Raw genomic sequence first — 19,896 nt, forward strand, 5'->3', positions numbered from 1 at the left:
CAGGTTGCTCCTTCCGTGGAGATGGTCAGATCACGCGGTGCGCTGATAAAGGCGCTTCTGTCTCTTGCTATGGGTGGATTTGCAATTGGTACGGGCGAATTTGTCATCATGGGGCTGCTTCCCGACGCGGCACATGGGCTCGGCGTATCCATTCCTTCTGCCGGACATCTGATAAGTATTTATGCACTGGGTGTTGTGGTTGGTGCGCCTGTTCTGGCCGTCGCCGGGGCAAGGCTGTCCCGAAAAACTTTCCTCATTATCCTGATGGCTATGTTTGCTGCGGGTAACCTGATGAGCGCATGGGCCCCGGACTACGAACTGATGCTGCTGATGCGGTTCATTGCCGGTATTCCCCACGGGACCTTCTTCGGTGTTGCCGCACTGCTGGCAGCAGAGCTGGTAGAGCGTTCCAGAAGGGCTCAGGCCGTTTCAATGGTGCTTCTTGGACTGACGGTCGCCAACCTTCTTGGCGTCCCGGCTGTGACCGCCATCGGTCAGTCTGTCGGCTGGCGTACGGCATTTGCTATTGTGGGTGCGCTGGCGGTGCTGACTATATTAATGATTTATGCATGGGTACCGTGGAAGGCAGGAGATAAAACTGCGAGTCCGCTTCGCGAACTTTCAGCGATTACACGAAAACAGGTTCTTCTGACTCTGGCCATTGGGTCAATCGGTAATGGGGGCATGTTTGCGGTTTTCAGTTACGTAAAACCCACCATGCTTGAACTCGCAGGGCATTCTGCGGCAATGATCCCTGTAATACTGTCCATGTTCGGACTGGGTATGGTCGCGGGTAACGTCATCGGTGGAAGAATGGCTGACAAGAATCTAGAAAAAACCATTCGTTACCTGCTGCTGTGGTCCATTCTGATAATGTGCGTGTATGTCTTTACCTCTCACTACGCATGGCCCGGGGCCATCACCGTAATGTTGATAGGCACGATGGTTTCCCTCTCTTCCGTTTTGCAAATACGACTGATGGATGTCGCCGGAGATGCACAGACGATGGCTGCAGCGCTAAATCACTCGGCGTTTAACACTGCTAACGCTCTGGGAGCCTGGCTCGGGGGCCTGACCATCACGGCCGGACTGGGCTGGTCGTCAACCGGCTGGGTTGGTGCTATCCTGGCCTTGGCTGGGTTAGGTTTGCATTTATGGGCCGTTTCGGATACCAGAAAATCGGAACGCATTGCCTGTTGACCGTTCTGTAACTGAAGAAAGGATGTAGTGGAGTCGTTATCATTCTTCACTATATCCCCCGTTTGTCGCGTCTGACTTTTGTTCAGGAATTTCCCGCTCATCAGTAAATTAATTCATGATTTAGGAGCATGTGTTGACGGGACTGAGAACAGGTGAACACCTCCCACTTGAGAAATGAACGCCCAGGCCAGTGCGACCCTCTACTGCCATTGAGAAAAAATTCGCGTTCCCCCTCACAACTGACCGCCCGCTGACGTCAAAAGAGAGACAATCCGCACATTAATCCTTATCTTCGCCAGAATACGCAGCCAGATGAAGGCACGGAAAAAACCGGCGCAGCCGGGCTTCGCCGCGCTGATGAAGGAATTTCTGCGCACAGACCCGTACAAATGCATCCTGTGCGGTAACCGGCTTCATTTTACCGGCGCAGAGGCGGGCAGACATGCCACAGAGTTAGTGGCCGAAAGGCTGCATAACATCGACAGGAAACGATGGCTTCTGGCACAGGCAGCAGGATAAGTGCGCCTGAAATATGGATTTTAGGCTAATAATACGCCTGAAAGCGCATTTTATGGCCATAAGTGGTATGAGTACCCGCTATAACCTGGCTTCTGAAGACGATGTTCATGGTCAGGAAATGTTTAAAACGATGATTCAATCTCCTAACCATGAACGGTGGTGATGGCGAGATCAGAATAGCGCTGAGGTCTTCCCCGTGATGAAGGCGTTGCCGACTCATACCAGGCCTGAATCGCTTCATCGTCCAGCCAGAAAGTTATGGAGCCACGGTTGATGAGGGCTTTGTTGTAGGTGGGCCAGTTGGTGATTTTGAACTTTTGCTTTGCCACGGAACGGTCTGCGTTGTCGGGAAGATGCGTGCTCTGATCCTTCAACTCAGCAAAAGTTCGATTTATTCAACAAAGCCTAACTGCATTCAAAAGCCAAAAGGGTACAACAACACTACATCGGCGTCACGACCGGAAAAATTTAAAGGATCGCAGTGCTCAATATAAAATGTCTGATAGAACAAATCAGACATTGTTGTTATTAGATTCAGGACTGCTTATCTATTAAGCGACTAATATGAATACTGAGCCATGTTAGTTCATCTTTCGGTAACGACAGTTGATATTTGTCCTGCACGTAATCGCGAATACCCCAAGCGACATTCATGGCATCTGGACGGTAGCGCATCAATTCCTGATAAAAATCTTCTGTCTCGCTCATCACGATTTTACCCGCCAGTACCCGCTCTGAAAAATATCTTAAATGATTGATAAAGCGTATGTAATTAACTGATTCGGTATCGGTATTCTTACCCAATTTATAGTGAACAATGGCGGCGAGTCGGTTAACTAATTCAACTTGTTGATGGGCGGAACTGTCGCTCTCTTGGCTGCTAGCACTGATAAGATGAAAGGCAATATTCACCGATTCATCTTCGGGGAGTTCGACCTTAAATCTCTCATTGACCTTAGCGCGAGCCTGTTGGCCAATGCCGTATTCTTGAGGATAATAGCGTTTAACTTCCCAACTTAATTTATTCAGAATAGTCTGGCTCTTACGGCTGCGTTCGACGGCAAAATGAAGGTGTTCGGCAAGGGTTAGAAGTAACAGCGAATTGAGTTTGTCCCCACAAATGCTGCGCGCGAGCACCAGAATTTCATGGCTGATATCGAAAAACTCCGAAGGAATAGTGTCCGTAAGCGATAGAAAATGACGGCCTTTGATATTGCTTAGCGGCAGAAAAATTTTCTCTACCTGAGCTAAATCGATATTCGTCCCCGGCTTGGCGTTAAAGCCAATCCCTTTACCAAAAAGAATCATCTCTTGTTGGTCGTTATCCACTAACAGCATACTGTTGTTGAGTGATTTTTTTATCGTTATCACGGATATTCCTTCGGGAGCAGGCTAGCTCATGTCTGAACCATTATTGCCGATCACTTTCTGGTACCACCAGAAGGAGTCTTTTTTAAGGCGTTTTAATGTTCCGTGCCCTTCGTCATCTTGATCGACATAGATGAAGCCGTAGCGCTTAGACATTTGTGATGTGCCGGCACTGATGAGATCAATGCATCCCCAAGTGGTAAAGCCCATCACCTCAACACCTTCATTAATGGCTGCCAGCGTTTGTTCAAAGTGGCTACGAAAATAGTCGATACGGTAACTGTCGTGGATCTTATCGTTTTCCACAACATCTTTCGCACCTAAACCATTTTCGACGATAAATAAGGGTTTCTGGTAACGATCATAAAGCTCAAGTAACGAGATTTTTAGTCCAATAGGGTCAATTTGCCAGCCCCATTCGGATGCCGGTAAGTAGGGATTTCTAACACCAAGCACGGTGTTACCAGGAATGCGCTCTACATCAGGTTGGGTCGATTCGGTCAGCGACATGTAGTAGCTGAAGGAGACAAAATCGACGGTATAGTCTTTTAATATTTGCTTATCTTCGGCAGCCATCGTGATATGAATATTTCGTCTAGCGAGATCGCGTAGGATCAGCGGCGGATATTCACCAAACACTTGTACATCGGCGTAGAAGTAGTTTTCTAAGTTCTTCTTTAATGTCGCTTCTATATCTTCTGGGCGGCAGCTGTGTGGGTAAGTCGTAAGCTTGGTCAGCATGCATCCTACTTGGCTACCGGGAATTTTCGCGTGGCAATCACGGGTCACTAGAGCAGAGGCAACAAATTGATGGTGTAGTCCTTGGTAAATATCTTGTGTTGCTTTACCGGGTTCACTTTTCTCTTCTCGAATGCCAGCGGTGGTAAATGGATGGCGATGGATACTATCTATCTCGTTGAAAGTTAGCCAGTAACGAACTAAGTCTTTATATCTGTCAAAACAGACATTGCTAAAACGCACAAAAGCATCCATCACATTGCGATGCACCCAGCCATTATATTTTTCGCTGAGCGCCAGCGGCATTTCATAATGTGAAAGGGTGACGAGTGGTTCAATATTATGACGGCGCAATTCGCTGAACATATCTTCATAAAATTGCAGGCCAGCTTCGTTAGGGGTTGCATCTTCTCCGGTTGGAAAGATACGCGACCAAGCGATGGATACCCTGAGCACTTTAAAACCCATTTCAGCAAATAAGGCGATATCGTCTTTATAGTGATGATAAAAATCGATACCGCGACGCTTCGGATAAAATGCATCATTTTTACCGCTAAAGGCATCTTGGATATTTTCATCGGTCAGAGCCATATGCCCGCTGTAATCCTTCAACGATAAATTGGGTTTCCAGGTGATAGCATCGGCAACGGATGGCCCTTTACCGTCGACATTCCATGCTCCTTCTGCCTGATTGGCGGCAATCGCCCCGCCCCATAAAAAGCCTTGCGGAAATGAGGATTGTTTTGCCATTACATGGACTCCTTAAGTGTCATGATGATATGAGGATTAGGATTTTTTTCGTTCTGATTAACAGGAAGCAGAGTGAAGCGTTCACCGTTGGTAACTACCATCACCACCACCGGATCGAGACCGACCGCGGTAATGGTATCAATTGAAAATTCAATCAAAGTGTCACCGCATTTAACCTGTTGTCCTTCCGTGACCTTCGGACTAAAGCCTTCTCCTTGCAGTTTGATGGTGTCGATACCGATATGAAAAATCAGCTCCACGCCGCTGTCAGTCAGCAGACCGAGCGCATGCCCGCTATCGAAGACACTGACAATGGTGCCATCCGCCGGGGCGCGTAACACTCCTTGAGAAGGAATGATTGCGATACCATCCCCCATAATTTTGCGTGAAAATACATCGTCGTTAACGGTTTCAAGTGGGATGATTTTTCCTTCAATGGGCCGAGCGAAATTGAGTTCAGCGCTTTTTTCACTGACTTTGTCACGCCACAGTAGTAGCGCGCAGATAAATGAGACCAAGAAGGAAAGTCCGGCACCGGCAAAGGCCCAGAGAATATTCAGTGGGTTTTCTGGCGAGACAAACATCGAGATACTCGCAAGGCCTGGTCCCACTAATGCAAAGGCCTCAAGCCCAACCCAACCAATAAATGCGCCGCCAATCACGCCGCCGATAATGACGCTATATAAGGCTTTTTTATGGAGTAGCGTGACGCCGTAAAGTGCGGGTTCAGTGATACCAAAAAGGGCAGAAATTCCGGCCGAAAAAGCGGTGGACTTCATCACTTTGTCTTTACTTCTTAGCGCAATCGCCATGCAAGCACCGGACTCGGCAATATTGTGTGCCAGTGAGGCGGGAAGGTAGAGCATTTCTTTGCCAAACTGGCTCATGGAGGCAACCGCATAAGGTAGCATCGGTTTATGCATGCCGGCGGCGACCATAAATGGCAGTGCCGCAGCAAATAGGCCTGTCGCGACAAAGCCTAATTTACCGTATAGCCAGAGAATAAGGGTTGCCAGCCCGGTACCTAATTCAGAACCTAACGGCCCTAAGATCAGTAAAGTAATAGGTACTGTTACCAGCAGAGAAAGCATGGGGGAGAGGAAAATGCGTAATGCGCCCGGTGAATAGCGATTAAAGAACTTCTCTGTCAGGGCATATAAAAGTACGCATAGGATCGCGGGAAATACCTGAGAGGCGTAGGCAACATTGACCAAATCGAATGACATAAACGTTGCCCCTTCGGCCAATTGTTTAGTCATTGTCGGTAATATCATTACCGAAGCCGCTGACACCGCCACCAGTATATTGACCTTTAATTTCATCGCCGTGGTGATCGCGACCAGAATCGGCAGAAAATAGAGCGGGGCGGTACCGATATTATCCAAGACTTTATAAGTAGAACTGTCACGGCTCATCCAGCCGATGGCATCCATTAACAGTAACAGTGATTTGAGTACACCACCGCCGGCGATGGCAGGAACTAATGGCTGGAAGACGCTGATAACAAAATCAACAATGCGTGCACCTTGGCTTTCTTTTGCAGAACTCTTTTGCTCACTAGGTTGTTGTGGGCCAACCAGTGACTGCACCGCTTCGAAAACTTGTACGACTTCATGACCAATAATGACCTGGCACTGCACATTGAGGCGTACGCCTAGCACGCCATCGGTGTTTGAAAGTGCAGCTTCATTCACTTTACTGTTGTCATATAAGCTCAATCTTAAGCGGGTAGAACAGTGTCCAATATGCTCGATATTCTCAGCACCACCGACCTGCTTGATTATCTCTAATGCCGTTTTCAAGTGATTCATATGAGTTTTTCCTACCTTCAGAGCAAAAAAAAACCTGAAACTTCCCTCCGGTTTGATTTCTGCGGAGAAAGCTTCAGGTCTTGCCTACGGATCGTAGTTACACGCCTTTTTTTAAATATCGCTTAATGAAGAATTAAAAGTCAAACGGTCAATTCTTTGAAGTATTGAAATGTGATCTTGACCCGCCATCTCCGGACAGCTTTTGTATGGCATTGTTGAATAAATCGAACTTTTGCTGAGTTGAAGGATCAGAGCACGCATCTTCCCGACAACGCAGACCGTTCCGTGGCAAAGCAAAAGTTCATGGTTAGGAATTTCAATCGCCTGTCGATCGCTCCCTGACCATGAACATAGCGACCGGGCGAGCAATATTCTGTCATCGGTTCTGACCGGTTGGGCTGTCTTCATTCATTTTGCTTCTTTTTTATTCAACCCCCCCGTTTCCGGGCGCACTTATCCTGCAGTCTGCCCCAGAAGCCATCGTTTCCGGTCGATGTTATGCAGCCTTTCGGCCACTAACACCGAAGCATGCCTGCCCGCTTCTGCGCTGACAAAACGCAGCCGGTTACCGCACAGGATGCATTTGTACGGGTCTGTGCGCAGAAATGCCTTCATCAGCGCGGCGAAGCCCGGCTGCTCTGGTTTTTTCCTCACCTCCATCTGCAGGGCTTCATAGACTTTTGGCAGCAGCTGGCCCCGTTTCCGGTTTGACAAAAAACCGTAGTCACGCACCATCTTACAATGCTTCGCCGGCACGTGGCTGATATAGCGTGCAATCATCTCTTCCTGTGTCATCGATAATGGCTGTCCCGTTGACATATCCACACATGCGCCTACACTGGATATACAGTATGTATATCCCAAAGGAAGACTGAAATGGAAACGACAGTATTTTTAAGTAACCGGAGTCAGGCCGTGCGCCTGCCAAAAGCAGTCGCACTGCCGGATGATGTAAAACATGTTGAGATTGTGGCCGTTGGCCGGAGCCGCATCATTTCACCCGCAGGTGAGTCCTGGGATGCGTGGTTTGATGGCGACGCGGTGACGTCAGACTTTATGTCAACACGCGAGCAGCCCGACACACAGATACGGGAAGACTTCTGATGCTCAGGTACATGCTGGACACCAACATCTGCATTTTCACCATCAAAAATAAACCGGAAGCCGTCAGGGTGAAGTTCAACCTTCACCGCCAGCGGCTTTGCATCAGCACCATCACGCTGATGGAGTTGATATATGGCGCGGAGAAAAGCAGCGCACCGGAACGCAATCTGGCCGTGGTGGAAGGCTTCGCCGCCCGCCTGACCGTCCTGGATTACGATGCGCACGCCGCCACGCACACCGGGCAAATCCGCGCTGAACAGGCAAAAGCCGGTCAGCCCATTGGTCCATACGTCCAGATGATTGCCGGTCATGCCCGCAGTCAGGGCCTCATTGTTGTCACCAACAATATGAGGGAGTTTTCCCGCGTGTCCGGCCTTCGGTCCGAAGACTGGATTTAATCGACCCTTCGCCGGAACAGACTGCTCCAGAGACTGCTGACCGGGTTCAGGACCAGCCAGACACCCAGCCCGAGCAGGGACGTCAGCAGATACAGCGTACGAAGGCTGCGGTCTGTGTCGCGCTGCCATACCCGGTCATCTTTCTGGAGATTGTTGCAGAGGGGCGGGTAAGCCTCCGTCAGCGTCTGGACCTCACCACCATCCAGTGCGGCGGGCGGCTCGCAGACCTGCGTATTCACCGTACCGGGCGGTGCCCCGTCGACAAGCTCATGTGCCGCCAGCAGAAAATACCCGGAAACCGAGGCATTGAATGACAGGCCGACAAAGGCCACGAACAGCGCCAGTGCCGGGGCTGTCACCAGCGAAAAAAAAGGCCGCGCTGCCCAGCACCCGCAGGCGCTGCGCGAAAACAGGATTGTGCATAGTGAATCCTTCAGATGCCGGGATACTCGGGAGAGTCCCGCCCGGCAGATTGAAATCAGAGAAAAATCAGGCTCGTGCGATTACCTGCCTGACCAGCCGATTCTTATACGAACAAGGGCGGATAGCGGAGTGTGGCTGACGACTGAACCGCGCCAGCGGGTCGGGAGCCGAAGGTGTCCCCGGGTTGGTCTTTGTATTGTGTTAACGATGCAGAAAGGGATAAAAAGCAGGAATCATCAGAAATCGGCCCACAACAGCAGCATGACGCAGACACCACAACCGCTCTCCTGACCGGGTGGCCGTGGCGGCGCGTGAGCGCAGCAACGCCACCGCGCCGCAGGCAGGTTTTTAGGGCAGAGAAAAGCGGGGTATCAGGCGTTGATGTCAGCGCATACTGCGGGAAAGCAAAAGAAAACCGCGCCATTGCTGGCACGGTCTGCGGGATTAATGTTTCAGGGCTTCGATTTTCTCAATCGGTAGCCGGGTAATTTCGTTGACCAGTTCAGATATACCGGATTATGGACGACCGTGCCTCCCCGAAGCTTTCATAGCCCGTCTTTGCATCAGTTCAATCGCTGTCTGCGCCGTTTTCGTGGTTGTTAGCAATTTTTGCGCAGGAATTATTATGCCCAATGCTACATACCGGGCTTTACAAAATTTAGGTTCAGTTGCAGGCAGTGCAGCTGCATTGCAGAGATCGCTTCAAATGGTTGCGGGTGCAATAGCTGGCGCTGCTGTCGGTTTGGTCGGAGGGAACAGTATCGTCGCAATGGCATCGGTAATGGTTACATTTGCTACTATTTCGCTAGCTTTATTCGGGATTTCAGTACGAAAACGAGCTGACGTATTTAGTCGTGATTGTTTATAAGGTATTACAGGGCATTTAAGGTCCGCTCTTCGCTATCAACGGACCTTAAGCTCAGCTGGATCGTCCGCTCAGTCCCGTGAGTTTAAAGCGGACATGACCTCAAACTATTTACAATAATGCTTCATTACGCGCACAGCTCAGACGGCCGGAGCGCGTTTCTGACAGGAACCGGGTGAAACAGGCAACAACCCACCAACAAACCCGCCAGAAACGAAGGAGATGAATTTTACCTCAATGCATACAAACGCACAAAAGTGCTTAGACTCTAATGTACAGTGAGGCCCTAGCTCTTCATTCCAGTCATGCTGAGAGCCATCAATCTGGATAAGTTCGCCATAACCGCGCAGCGGGTCAGGAGCTGAAGGGGCCCTTTGGTGTAGATCTGTGGCCTTTGAAATATGCTGAATCAGAGCGGAAAACGTACAGATGAGGCGGTAGCCATGCCAGAAAATAAAAGCACTACGGATGATGAAGAGAGTCTTCTCTACGATGAAGCCTGCAGGATGGTAGGGCAGTGCTGCCTGATGCTGGCCAGTAACGGTGCGGAAACCCATCGCGACCAGCTGGTTTATCAACTGAAAAGGCTTCACTGGAAATTCATGGTTGAAACAGACGTTTCACACAACGGGATTCTGTTTGCCATCGAGCAGCTCGCTACCGCGCGGGATGACAAATTCGGTTCACAAACCGGGTCATGACATCTCATACCGGCACAGTCTGTATCACATTTGTAATACAGCGAGGGAAGAGAGCGGACGCGCCGGAGGCGCTGCCGCCCTGCCCCGTTCCCCGGAGGGGAACCGCCCTTCTGTAGTCCATGCGTGCGGTCGCGCAGAAGGAGGAAAAAGGGGCTGCCAGCGAACTGACAACCCCTTCATAAAGGCGCTTGCGGTCTGACCAGACGACACCAGAAGCCCTGAAAAGGCGGGGTTTCCCCCGCCTCCAGGTTGCTACTTACCGTTGGATTCGTAAGCCAGCACTGCAGCGACCTCCCTGTCTCCGTCCTTGATCCTGAATTCGCATAAGCGAGATCGGGTAAGGCAGGTGAATATTAACAGCGTTAAACACACGATTAATACGCACCAGATAAGGGCGTTTCGCGGCAGTTTCATGGATTACTCCTCCTTGCATTGAGCACGGTAAGAGGCCATACTGGTGTTGTTGAGACATACAGTGGGCCTCGTGGTTTGGTTAATGAAAATTAACTTTACTACGGGGCTTTCTGCCCTCTGCCTCACAACAACCATAACAAACCCACAGAACGTCATGAGGCATCAGGCCTCAAGCGCCAGCGCCATTATACCCGGATGTACACTTCCTGCCCAGGATTAACAGTCTGAAAACTGTATAAATCCTCACCATTTTTCGTCAGTCACGATCCCGTGACGCAGCTTACAAGTTATCTAAAGAGGAAGTGGCAGAGCTGATTGAAAGAGCAAAAATGAAATAACACTTAGCAAGATAACATCTTCGTAAGATGTTATCTTGCTATCTTGTTATCCAGAGGGTTGAATGTCTGGTAATGAAGCTGAAATTAGCACTTACATAATATTAGGTATCTTGATGTTCACCTGTGCTTCTGTTTTCTGCAAAGGCTTACTGAGCAGTCTCGGTACTTTGGCTGCTCTGGGGATGTCAGTGTTTTCGTTGCTGACTTGGTTCTGAAAGTTCCTTTTTTCTGCCCGGTGTCAGCCATTTACTCAGGAGGGATCATCCGGCTGTCCGAATGACATGCAGGATTAACCTGAAGGGTCTGGTTAGCAGACGTAACATGATGCGTGGCCCTAACGTCCCCGGCAATGGTGTCCGCGCCGGCCGACGTCAGGCTGTCGATGACTATTTTGTCGATTATGCTCTCTGACAGACTGCATCAGATGGTAAAAGCTATGAGTCGAAACGCTTTTACAGGAGCAGGGCTGGTGTTTGTCTGATTTATGTTCTACAGTAGACGCGGCATATAACTTCAAATCACTCTTTTAAGTACACGTCTTTTGGACGTGAGTATTTCTGTGCATTTGAGGTTACCATGAAAAATCTGCCTGTCATTTTCAACAATCAACATTCAGATACCCATACCGTATCAGCTGCTTTATGTCAGCTGAGGCACGATTCCAGATCTAAACCGCTCCCACACGAGCAACGTTATTCCCTTCTTAAGGGTTGTATTCGTTTGTTGCAGGAAAACAAGGATGAACTGTGTGAGGCCTACAGTCAGGATTTTGGTCACAGGGCACATGCCAGCACATTACTTTCCGATATTTTGGGTTCAATTGAAGCACTGAAGCATTCACTGAGCGGTCTGAAAAAATGGTCGCAGGATGAACCCCGTGAATCACCCTTCCCGGATACGTGTTCTTACATTCAATACAGACCGCTGGGGGTTGTAGGTGTAATGAGCCCGTGGAATTTTCCACTGGTGTTAACTTTCGGACCACTCTCCGGTATCCTCGCAGCAGGTAACCGGGCAATTATTAAACCTTCCGAATTCACGCCATCGGGAAGTCGGCTGCTCTGTCATTTGATTTCAGAATATTTCCCTCCGGATGAAATTTTGACTGTTCAGGGTGATGCCGGTGTCTCTGCATTCTTCGCTTCCCTTCCTCTGGATCATCTGGTGTTTACCGGTAGTTCAGCAACGGGCCGACATGTTATGCGTGCAGCAGCCGAAAATCTTACGCCGGTAACGCTGGAGTTAGGCGGGAAATCTCCTGTCATCATTTCAGAAAGCGCCAACCTGAAAACGGCTGCTGAAAGAATAATGACGGCCAAAGCATTTAATGCGGGGCAGATTTGCATCGCCCCCGATTATGTTATGGTTCCAGCAAGATACGCAGACGAGTTCATCGGTTACGCTGTAGCGTTCCTGAGAAAATCATACGGTTCTTATCTTAAGAATCCTGACTTCTCGTCAATAATTAATGCAGCCCACAGCAGCAGATTAAATGAATTGATCGACGATGCCACGAAAAATTGTGAGCGCATCATTTCAGCCAGTGAGGAGCTGGATTTGCCGTCTGAGGGGAGAATCATTCCACGACTCATTCTCAATCCCTCCGACAATTCACGCATCATGCAGGAAGAAATTTTCGGCCCGCTGCTTCCGATTATTACGTATGAAAAAACGGATGAATGCATTAATCGGATCCGGAATGGAGAAAAACCGCTGGCGTTGTACTATTTTGGACAGGATGAAAATGAGTTCAGAGAGTTACAATGTTCAACCGATTCTGGTGCCCTTGTCTTTAATGATGTGATGAGTCATGTTTTGGTGCACGATCTGCCGTTTGGTGGCGTGGGGCATTCCGGTATGGGAGCCTATCATGGAGAGGATGGTTTCCGTCGATTTTCCCATGCACGCGCCATTTTTATTCAGTCTGATACAGGTTTATCGAACCTACTCATGCGGGCACCATTTACGGACGAAAAAATTAATCAAATTACCTCCCTGATAAATCAGCCCTGAGTCTGATCATCTCTTCTCGCAGGAGGATGGTGGCCTGATGCCATCCTCCTGCTTTTTCAGTCAGATGAAGTGATCAAGAATAAGGGTGGCAATAAGCGCCACAACCGAAGCAAGGATCGTCGCCCCCGTAAACTTTTTCAGCGCTTCGGATAATGAAATTCCCAGGTATTCCCGAACTATCCAGAAGGCTGAATCCGTCACGTGAGCCCAGCCAATTGAACCCGCACCAATGGCTATTACCAGAATTTCTGGAGTCAGTTGATGATCTGCGGCAAGCATCGGACTGATCATACTGGCTGCGCTTATCATTGCCACGGTTGCCGATCCCACTGCCAGGTGCATTATCCAGGCAATAAACCAGGCCAGTATGACAGGATTAATATGGGTGCTGAGCAACATTCCTGAAATAACTTCCCCCACTCCGCTTTTGAGCAGAACAGAGTTGAAGGCTCCACCTGCGCCGATAACGAATACAATCCCAGCAAGCACCGGGAAACTGCGCTGACTTATTTCAAGTAGTTGCAGCATTGAGCGTCCCTGTCGCAGACCGAGCGACCAGAAGGCAAATACCAGAGATATCATCAGCGCAGTCAGGGGCGTACCCACTGCGAGCGTAAACCGGCGTATCAGCGTTTCTTCTGCCAGACCCGAAGTCAGGGTTTTCACAACCATCAGTAACAGTGGAAGGCAGATGGTGAACAGGGTAATCCCAAACCCGGGTAACTCCCTTACCGTTTCTGTACTGTCTGTCCGGGTTTCCAGGAACTTTATTTGTGCAGGCGTAATCTCTTTTTTACACGTTATTCTGACCCAGACTGGCCCTGCAAAAATGATTGTCGGGATACCCACCGCAAGCCCGTAAATAATCACCTTTCCTACGTCAGCATTCAACATGGTTGTGATAGCCATTGCGGCAGGGTGTGGTGGCAGAATGCAGTGTATGGTCATCAGGGAAAGCGCGAGGGGTATGCTGAGGTAGAGCAGGTTCATTTTAGTCTGTCGGGCTATCTCATATACCAGAGGGATTAAAAGCACAAAACCCACTTCAAAAAAAACGGGGATACCTGCTATAGCCCCCACCATTGCCATAACCCAGTGTGACTTGCGGGGACCAAAAGAGTTCAGTAATGTTTTGGCAAGCCGCTCAGCGCCGCCTGACTCCTCAAGTATCTTACCGAGGATCCCCCCCAGTCCGATGATGGCAATCAGGTTGCCCAGTGTCCCGCCAATACCCATTTCAATCGCGTCAACCACACCGGTGATGCTCATACCTGAGCCTAGACCCAGGCCAAAACAGGCGATAATCAACGCCAGAAAAGCGTGGATTTTACCCCTGATAACCATAAGGACTATCGATACAACAGATACAAAAAGTACAATCAGCAGCCAAGAGTCGTGTTGCATACTCTTCCCCCTGTCAGGTAGCGGCAAGTTAAAGTGAATAGCAGGCTGTCAGCACCGCATGAGTGTGCGGCGTGTTATCCGGAAGGGCTGACCGATGGTCAGCCCCGGTTTTCACTCATCAAGAGTTTCTTTGTAGGAGTCAGGTGAAGGAGGGAAGACGATCGTTCTGTCGCCATTGATAAACACACGTCCGTGAACGTGGGCATGTATCGCTCGTGAAAGGACGAGACTTTCGACGTCCCGGCCCAGCGCTACATAATCGGTTGCGCTCTGGGCGTGTGTTATTCTGACGGTATCGCATCTACTGGATATGCCCGCAGAAACATTATTACTGGCCACGCTGCCTACTCTGGTATTCCCCCTGGTGGTGGTTTCTTTCTGCAGGGAAATCTGTCCGGAAGGCCGCCAGCGTTTCATGCCGCGTAATTTCTTTTACTATGCTTACGCTGGCCACCTGGGGATTATTGGTCTGATACAGTATACTTTCGCCTAATTAGGGAGGACGTAATGGCTATCAGTGAGAAAGACCTGCTTGAGGCAGGTTTCAGCAGGAGCGAAGTGGACAACTTACAGGGCCGGCTTGCAGCAGACGGAGGCACCATGCAGCATCTCATCGAAGCGCTCTCACGGCGCTTCCGGGTGTCGGCATGGATCACGGTCGCGCTGGTTCTGGTTATGCTGGTCACCCTCATCGCCGGCAGCCGGACACACATTCTTTCCGGGGGCATGAGTTCCCTTGTTGTCCTGATCATTGCCTGGGTGACCTTTCCACCTGCGCTGGGCTGGAAAGCATTCCGCCTGCATAAGACTATTTCCCGGAAGGCTCAATAGTCAGTAAATCAAGCGCCACTTTGGCTTTAACCCCCCATCCCGCAATTTTAAGCGCCATTGCGGGACGTGGCGTACCGGATACGTTCCTGAAGAAATCGGGCCTGGTCCAGTACCACAGCCGTTGTGCTTCGGGTTTCAACCTCAGCCCATACGCACCGTAGACTTCACTGAAAAGTGTGACCGCCTTATAGGTTCCCAGACCCTGCTGCTGGCTGAAACCCAGAAATTCAGCGATCTCCATCGAGCCTTCAGCGAAAATTCCCTCCGTCTGCTTGTCACCGAGAAGACTGTGCGCGGCTTCCCGTGAAATCGTATTGAAGCCATTCACCACAATCACCGCGCCGGCCACGACGCCCACCGGCGTCATCGAGGACATCATGACGATCCCCCCAAAGATGGCCGCACCGGCCACCACGACGTCGACCGCTGAAATGATGTAGCCGGGGTCAGTTTGGATATCGAAAATTATTGTACGTTAAGGTTGTTTTTTGACCTTTCTACTTTAGCGGGCCTCAGCCGACGAAACTGACCGGAAGCCGGTATCCGGTTGCTTTTCCATATATAGTCGCCTGTCAGATTGATGTGTTCCCAGCCTAGTGGAGACAAATGCGACAGCAGTTGTTCGTTGATCTTTAGTCCCTTACGCTTCAGGGCATCGATAGCCCTTTCCATATACACAGTATTCCACAGCGAGATCGCAGCCGTCAGAAGCGTCAGTCCACTGGCACGATAGCTCTGATTTTCCGGCTTCCTGTCCCTGATTTCTCCCAGCCGGTGCATAAATACCGCCCTCGCCAGTGCATTACGTGCCTCACCTTTATTCAGCCCCGCTTGGACCCGCCGACGCAGTGCTGGATCGCGGAACCAGTCGAGCATAAACAGCGTTCGCTCAATGCGGCCAATTTCTCTCAGTGCTTTGGCAAGTCCATTCTGCTTGGGGTAGCTGGCTAGCTTTTTCAGCATCAGGGATGCTGTCACGGTTCCCTGCTTTATCGAGGTCGCCAGACGCAGCACTTCACGCCAGTGAAGTTCGATCTCTTTCAGATTCAGGCTGGTCGTTGATATCAGTGACTGAAGCGCCGGGTACTGGTCCGCTTTCCCTTTGATAAACAGCTTCTTGTCGTGGAGATCCCTGATTCGCGGACAGAACGCAAACCCCAGCAGATGCATCAGGGCAAAGACATGATCGGTGAAACCGCGGTATCGGTGTAATGCTCCCTGATTTCTAGGTCACTTTCGTGGTACAGCAAGCCATCTAGCACATGGGTTGAATCCCTGATCCAACTGATTATGCAGGTGTAAAACGGGCTGTATTGATCCGAAATATGTGTATAAAACTGACGTCCAGGCTCTTGCCCATATTTCGGGTTAACCTGCCCTGCGTAGCGGCCTGAGCTGCCTGTTCTGAAATTCTGTCCATCTGATGATGACGTTGTTCCGTCTCCCCAGAATGCCGCCAGTGGTCTTTTTCCCTGCGCATTTACCAGCTCAGCAAGAGCGGCTGAATAGGTTTCGTCGCGGATGTACCATGCCTGAATATCTTCGAGTGATGATTTGGTGCTATCGGGGCAGGCTTCTGCCATTTTGGTCAGGCCAAGATTGATGCCATCCGCAAGAATGGTGGTGAGGAGCAGGCGGGTATCGGGACGGGTAATGTCATTTTTTATATGCGAAAAATGACGGGTAAACGTCGTCCAGCTGTTTACCTCGTCGAGAATTTCCGTGATTTTAGGTCGCGGTAGCATGCTGTAAACCAGTTCTGCCAGCGGTGAAACCTGTGCCGGAACGCAGTTATCCAGCGGAGAGACTTTTACGCCCTTGTCGGAAATTTCCACATCGGGCAGTTCACCAAGGGCAGCCATAGCATTGACCTCTTCAAGTCTGGACTGAAGCAGAGTCATACGGCTGGCAATGTACTCATGATAATCAGCCGATACGGGCAGTGGCAGCGCCGGTGTGAGTTTGTCAAAGTCCTTTTCGGGAATGAGGTAATCATCAAAATTTTTGTAGCGGCGTGAGCCTTTAACCCAGATGTCCCCGGAGCGCAGCGCTCCCTTAAGCTCGCTGAGCGCACAAAATTCATAATACTGCCGGTCAATACCCGCAGGTGTAATCACCACCTTGCGCCAGCTTTCAGGGACAAACTCAAGCGGCGCAGTCGCCGGTACTTTACGTGACTGCTTCCGGTACATATCCTTGATCACAACCAGCGCATCAGCCAGAGGTTGTGCTGCCGGGGTTGCGACTAACTGTAAAGCGGACAACATGCGCGAGGCATATTTCCTTAATGTGCTGTATTTCTCAGTAATAATATGCAGCGGGTCAAAATTATTTTTTCTGGCGAGATGGCGTGTTTCCTCCAGACTGGCGACAAATTCAGGCCACGGGAGTATGTTTTCTATTGCGAGCCATGGATCGCCACCGGAGTCGCGGGCATCAGACAGCGCCTGACCAACATCGATGTACTGCCTCAGTTTGGACTGGATCAGCTTTCCGGTCTGCTGAAGGCGCTCAGCCTGTGTTCTTTTGGCTTTGCTGAACAGGCTGTTCAGCATTCGCTCATGCAGCTCAATCACTTCGTCTGTCAGTGTGGCTCTGGCTTCTTCCAGCACGCAGACCAGGATTGCATGACGGCGGGCTGCTGAAAATCGGGTCAAATCCCGGCTACTCATCTTTCGGCCTTCCCGCGCCAGTTTCAGCAACCGGTTCTGGTGAATGGTACGATCTATACCTTCAGGTAATGCCAGCGATTCAATGCTGATGAGCCGATCAAGGTGTTGCAGCACGTTCTTACCATTGATTTTACCCGGCGGTTGCAGAAGCCATGTCAGCCTGGAAGGCTGATTGTCTGATGACTCAAGTAAACGATCCAGGGCATCCCTGTGAGCCGGAGTTAACGGGGCATTCAGGGTCTGAAATACGATTTTATCGCCGCCAGCCATGGCCTCCGCACAGGTACGCTCCACGACATCAATTGCGGGGATTATCACGTTGTTCTTCCGGAGCCAGATCAGCAGTTCTTCGGCCAGGAGAATACCTTTATCGGTGCGCGTTGCCATCGGCAGCAGGTGTGTAATACCGTCCTGCTGTATTTTGCCGGTGAACGCTTTTACGCCAAGATAGCGGTACAGTTCGGTTAAATGTTCGCGTCGCGTGGTTTCCCTGCCGGAAAGGTAAGCAGGCCAGAGATCCCCGGTAAGTTTTAGCCTGCTGGCGATATGCTTCAGCAGCGCATCAGAGGGTGGGATTTTTTTATCCGGTGCAAATCCGACATTTTTCAGATAGCAAAGAAGGACGGCAAAACCAAAACGGCTGGCAGGTTTACGGTGGGCACTAATAAGCGCCAGATCATGCTCACTAAAATACGCCATTCGTGTCAGCGTTAACTCATCGTCCGGTAATGCCAGTAATGATTCTCTTTCCGACAGAGAAAGAATCTGCCTCCTTGCCATATAGTTTCCCTCATAAATTATCCGATGCGGTATTTTTAACAAAAATGGTTATCGCATAAGGGTACACCCTGACGCCATAATCAAAACGTGACGGCACGCCATTAATGACATAACCTATATGCGATAGAATAAATGCAATAACCTAAATGCTATAGTGCGGTGAAAAAATGTTCATCAGAGCTTATTTGAGAGCGTCGACGGAAGATCAGTTTGCGGATCGGGCAAAAGACATGCTGGAGCAGTTCGTTCAGGAAAGAGGGTATAAAATAGCCAGCTACTACCGGGAGAACATCAGTGGTACAAAGCTGGACCGCCCGGAACTGGGACGACTGCTAATGGACAGTCACCATAATGATATTTTACTGGTCGAGCAGATAGACCGTCTGACTCGCCTGAGCAACAGCGACTGGATGACGCTGAAAAAGCAAATTGAGCAACACGAGTTGCGGATTGTCAGTCTGGATGTCCCCACGTCATGGCAGGCTCTGTCAGATAAAGACCCTTCACAGGTTGACCCGATAACCCGCGCTGTCATTACGGCTATCAACAATATGTTGATCGACCTGATGGCCGCAATGTCACATAAGGACTGGTTGAGTCGCCGCCAGCGACAGCAACAGGGAATTAAACGGGCCCATACGTTGGGGAAATATCGGGGAAAACAGGCCAATCATGAACGACATCAGAAGGTTTTGTATTACCGACAAATCAAAAAACTGAGCATTAGGGAAACCGCCGAAGCTACAGGCTACAGCCCTTCGCAGGTATGCAGAATACAGGCTCTTTATAAGACCGGTGAGAACAATACATAACAGCCGTCGTTGTAAAAGTAGCTGAATGAAGGATGAAAGGCTTTCCTGGTAAAATTTTCTCTTATATTCGTGATAAGTATTCCGTTATATCTGAAGTTCTTTCAGTGGAGTAGGCTTATGCTCTGATCCAGCAAGGAGCCATACCGATGGAAATAACACAAGCAGATGAAAGACATATCACCGCGATTCAGCAGATATACGCTTGGCATGTATTACATGGCACGGCCACTTTTGAAACAGAGCCACCCGATGTGGCAGAAATGACAGCCAGGCAGAAAAAGATTCATGCTGCCGGACTCCCGTGGTTTGTTGCGACAGAGAATGGAGACGTTCTGGGTTATTGCTACCTTTCACTTTACCGGGAAAGATGCGCATACCGGTTCACTCTTGAAGATTCCGTATACATAGCGCCTTCATTCCAGGGGCAGGGCATCGGAAAGTTATTATTGTCTCGTGCTCTGGCCTGGGCAGAGGATCATGGTTTTCGCCAGCTTGTCGCCGTAGTAGGTAACAGTGAAAATATCGCATCTCTTGGACTTCACCGTTCTGCGGGTTTCAGTCATACGGGTACACTCAAATCCGTGGGGTTTAAGCACGGCCGCTGGCTTGATACCATAATAATGCAACGCACTCTTGGTATCGGTGATACAACGCTTCCGGATATAGCATCAGACTGAGGCAGTAATTCATATCCGGAAGGCATAATCCGGGGAGCGCCGATAGCCCTCCCCGGAACAATGAGGTATCGCCAGTAA

The 19,896-nt window shown here is 50.0% G+C and carries 16 protein-coding genes and 7 pseudogenes; 11 read left to right on the forward strand and 12 right to left on the reverse strand.

The genetic code is table 11. From position 1 onward, the window contains the following. Positions 1-21 precede the first annotated feature (21 nt). Both BFV65_RS21630 and BFV65_RS23605 read left to right on the forward strand, forming a co-directional pair. A complete protein-coding gene (locus BFV65_RS21630; RefSeq protein ID WP_047732334.1) occupies positions 22-1,200 on the forward strand; it encodes an MFS transporter in 1,179 nt (392 codons plus the stop codon). A 309-nt stretch (positions 1,201-1,509) separates the two neighbouring features. Then, a pseudogene (locus BFV65_RS23605) lies at positions 1,510-1,719 on the forward strand (IS91 family transposase); the annotation flags it as partial. Positions 1,720-1,871: 152 nt separating this feature from the next. On the opposite strand, the pseudogene BFV65_RS21640 reads toward BFV65_RS23605, so the two are convergent. From BFV65_RS21640 to BFV65_RS21655, 4 genes and pseudogenes are all read right to left on the reverse strand, one after another. Next, positions 1,872-2,093: pseudogene (locus BFV65_RS21640) on the reverse strand (transposase); the annotation flags it as partial. A gap of 160 nt (positions 2,094-2,253) precedes the next feature. Then, positions 2,254-3,090 (reverse strand): PRD domain-containing protein, encoded by an 837-nt coding sequence (locus BFV65_RS21645; protein WP_047732325.1) that lies wholly within the window; start codon positions 3,088-3,090, stop codon positions 2,254-2,256. 21 nt (positions 3,091-3,111) lie between these two features. Then, positions 3,112-4,575 (reverse strand): glycoside hydrolase family 1 protein, encoded by a 1,464-nt coding sequence (locus BFV65_RS21650; protein ID WP_047732321.1) that lies wholly within the window; start codon positions 4,573-4,575, stop codon positions 3,112-3,114. Then, a complete protein-coding gene (locus BFV65_RS21655; RefSeq protein WP_047732316.1) occupies positions 4,575-6,386 on the reverse strand; it encodes a beta-glucoside-specific PTS transporter subunit IIABC in 1,812 nt (603 codons plus the stop codon). Before BFV65_RS21655 ends, BFV65_RS21650 begins: the two co-directional genes overlap by 1 nt. Before the next feature lie 240 nt (positions 6,387-6,626). Between BFV65_RS21655 and BFV65_RS23465 the strand changes: the two are divergent. Next, positions 6,627-6,704, forward strand: a pseudogene (locus BFV65_RS23465) (hypothetical protein); the annotation flags it as partial. Between the two features lie 135 nt (positions 6,705-6,839). Here the strand turns inward: BFV65_RS23465 and BFV65_RS21660 are convergent. Continuing rightward, positions 6,840-7,184 (reverse strand): annotated as a pseudogene (locus BFV65_RS21660) (transposase); the annotation flags it as partial. 78 nt (positions 7,185-7,262) lie between these two features. On the opposite strand from BFV65_RS21660, the gene vapB reads away from it, so the two are divergent. After that, positions 7,263-7,490 carry a type II toxin-antitoxin system VapB family antitoxin gene (gene vapB / locus BFV65_RS21665; protein WP_053065088.1) on the forward strand — a complete coding sequence of 76 codons (228 nt, stop codon included), beginning with the start codon at positions 7,263-7,265 and terminating at the stop codon, positions 7,488-7,490. Continuing rightward, positions 7,490-7,888: a type II toxin-antitoxin system tRNA(fMet)-specific endonuclease VapC gene (vapC, locus tag BFV65_RS21670; protein ID WP_069597122.1), complete on the forward strand. Its 399-nt coding sequence runs from the start codon at positions 7,490-7,492 to the stop codon at positions 7,886-7,888. Before vapB ends, vapC begins: the two co-directional genes overlap by 1 nt. Here the strand turns inward: vapC and BFV65_RS21675 are convergent. Beyond that, entirely contained in the window at positions 7,885-8,247 is a 363-nt protein-coding gene (locus BFV65_RS21675) for a hypothetical protein (RefSeq protein ID WP_047732307.1), read from the reverse strand. The two genes, vapC and BFV65_RS21675, sit on opposite strands and share 4 nt — an antisense overlap. 689 nt (positions 8,248-8,936) lie before the next feature. Here BFV65_RS21675 and BFV65_RS23245 point away from each other — a divergent pair. Next, the gene (locus BFV65_RS23245) at positions 8,937-9,179 is read left to right on the forward strand and encodes a multidrug effflux MFS transporter (RefSeq protein ID WP_142761956.1); all 243 of its coding nucleotides are present in this window, start codon (positions 8,937-8,939) and stop codon (positions 9,177-9,179) included. A gap of 440 nt (positions 9,180-9,619) precedes the next feature. After that, positions 9,620-9,877 (forward strand): DUF2767 family protein, encoded by a 258-nt coding sequence (locus BFV65_RS21680; protein ID WP_077258044.1) that lies wholly within the window; start codon positions 9,620-9,622, stop codon positions 9,875-9,877. 252 nt (positions 9,878-10,129) lie between these two features. Here the strand turns inward: BFV65_RS21680 and BFV65_RS21685 are convergent, their stop codons facing one another. Together BFV65_RS21685 and BFV65_RS23470 are read right to left on the reverse strand one after the other, a co-directional pair. Then, positions 10,130-10,252: a Hok/Gef family protein gene (locus BFV65_RS21685; RefSeq protein ID WP_223825188.1), complete on the reverse strand. Its 123-nt coding sequence runs from the start codon at positions 10,250-10,252 to the stop codon at positions 10,130-10,132. After that, a pseudogene (locus BFV65_RS23470) lies at positions 10,200-10,349 on the reverse strand (DUF5431 family protein); the annotation flags it as partial. The pseudogene BFV65_RS23470 and the gene BFV65_RS21685, both read right to left, overlap by 53 nt. A gap of 856 nt (positions 10,350-11,205) precedes the next feature. On the opposite strand from BFV65_RS23470, the gene BFV65_RS21690 reads away from it, so the two are divergent. Then, on the forward strand, positions 11,206-12,642 hold the full coding sequence (locus BFV65_RS21690; RefSeq protein ID WP_053065155.1) for a coniferyl aldehyde dehydrogenase: 1,437 nt from the start codon (positions 11,206-11,208) through the stop codon (positions 12,640-12,642). A 60-nt stretch (positions 12,643-12,702) separates the two neighbouring features. Here the strand turns inward: BFV65_RS21690 and BFV65_RS21695 are convergent, their stop codons facing one another. Both BFV65_RS21695 and BFV65_RS23250 read right to left on the reverse strand, forming a co-directional pair. Continuing rightward, positions 12,703-14,046 carry a GntT/GntP/DsdX family permease gene (locus tag BFV65_RS21695; protein WP_069597123.1) on the reverse strand — a complete coding sequence of 448 codons (1,344 nt, stop codon included), beginning with the start codon at positions 14,044-14,046 and terminating at the stop codon, positions 12,703-12,705. A gap of 111 nt (positions 14,047-14,157) precedes the next feature. Next, positions 14,158-14,343: pseudogene (locus tag BFV65_RS23250) on the reverse strand (hypothetical protein); the annotation flags it as partial. 210 nt (positions 14,344-14,553) lie between these two features. Here BFV65_RS23250 and BFV65_RS21705 point away from each other — a divergent pair. Next, positions 14,554-14,877, forward strand: coding sequence for a hypothetical protein (locus BFV65_RS21705; RefSeq protein WP_047732271.1), 324 nt, complete (start codon positions 14,554-14,556; stop codon positions 14,875-14,877). Here BFV65_RS21705 and BFV65_RS21710 read toward each other — a convergent pair. Next, positions 14,855-15,292, reverse strand: coding sequence for a DUF4225 domain-containing protein (locus tag BFV65_RS21710; RefSeq protein WP_335671918.1), 438 nt, complete (start codon positions 15,290-15,292; stop codon positions 14,855-14,857). The two genes, BFV65_RS21705 and BFV65_RS21710, sit on opposite strands and share 23 nt — an antisense overlap. Positions 15,293-15,342: 50 nt before the next feature. Beyond that, positions 15,343-18,329, reverse strand: a pseudogene (locus BFV65_RS21715) (Tn3 family transposase). 167 nt (positions 18,330-18,496) lie between these two features. On the opposite strand from BFV65_RS21715, the gene BFV65_RS21720 reads away from it, so the two are divergent. Both BFV65_RS21720 and BFV65_RS21725 read left to right on the forward strand, forming a co-directional pair. After that, a complete protein-coding gene (locus BFV65_RS21720) occupies positions 18,497-19,141 on the forward strand; it encodes a recombinase family protein (protein ID WP_047716076.1) in 645 nt (214 codons plus the stop codon). 146 nt (positions 19,142-19,287) lie between these two features. Continuing rightward, positions 19,288-19,818: a GNAT family N-acetyltransferase gene (locus BFV65_RS21725; RefSeq protein WP_047716077.1), complete on the forward strand. Its 531-nt coding sequence runs from the start codon at positions 19,288-19,290 to the stop codon at positions 19,816-19,818. Positions 19,819-19,896: the final 78 nt, after the last annotated feature.

The organism is Enterobacter hormaechei subsp. hoffmannii, from assembly GCF_001729745.1.
Classification (GTDB): Bacteria; Pseudomonadota; Gammaproteobacteria; order Enterobacterales; family Enterobacteriaceae; genus Enterobacter; species Enterobacter intestinihominis.

What these genes read in the sequence shown, in the direction of transcription:
- BFV65_RS21630 (WP_047732334.1), top strand. Translation starts at nt 22, where the DNA reads ATGGTCAGATCACGCGGTGCGCTGATAAAGGCGCTTCTGTCTCTTGCT.
- BFV65_RS21650 (WP_047732321.1), bottom strand. Translation starts at nt 4,575, where the DNA reads ATGGCAAAACAATCCTCATTTCCGCAAGGCTTTTTATGGGGCGGGGCG.
- BFV65_RS21655 (WP_047732316.1), bottom strand. Translation starts at nt 6,386, where the DNA reads ATGAATCACTTGAAAACGGCATTAGAGATAATCAAGCAGGTCGGTGGT.
- vapB (WP_053065088.1), top strand. Translation starts at nt 7,263, where the DNA reads ATGGAAACGACAGTATTTTTAAGTAACCGGAGTCAGGCCGTGCGCCTG.
- vapC (WP_069597122.1), top strand. Translation starts at nt 7,490, where the DNA reads ATGCTCAGGTACATGCTGGACACCAACATCTGCATTTTCACCATCAAA.
- BFV65_RS23245 (WP_142761956.1), top strand. Translation starts at nt 8,937, where the DNA reads ATGCCCAATGCTACATACCGGGCTTTACAAAATTTAGGTTCAGTTGCA.
- BFV65_RS21680 (WP_077258044.1), top strand. Translation starts at nt 9,620, where the DNA reads ATGCCAGAAAATAAAAGCACTACGGATGATGAAGAGAGTCTTCTCTAC.
- BFV65_RS21690 (WP_053065155.1), top strand. Translation starts at nt 11,206, where the DNA reads ATGAAAAATCTGCCTGTCATTTTCAACAATCAACATTCAGATACCCAT.
- BFV65_RS21695 (WP_069597123.1), bottom strand. Translation starts at nt 14,046, where the DNA reads ATGCAACACGACTCTTGGCTGCTGATTGTACTTTTTGTATCTGTTGTA.
- BFV65_RS21705 (WP_047732271.1), top strand. Translation starts at nt 14,554, where the DNA reads ATGGCTATCAGTGAGAAAGACCTGCTTGAGGCAGGTTTCAGCAGGAGC.
- BFV65_RS21720 (WP_047716076.1), top strand. Translation starts at nt 18,497, where the DNA reads ATGTTCATCAGAGCTTATTTGAGAGCGTCGACGGAAGATCAGTTTGCG.
- BFV65_RS21725 (WP_047716077.1), top strand. Translation starts at nt 19,288, where the DNA reads ATGGAAATAACACAAGCAGATGAAAGACATATCACCGCGATTCAGCAG.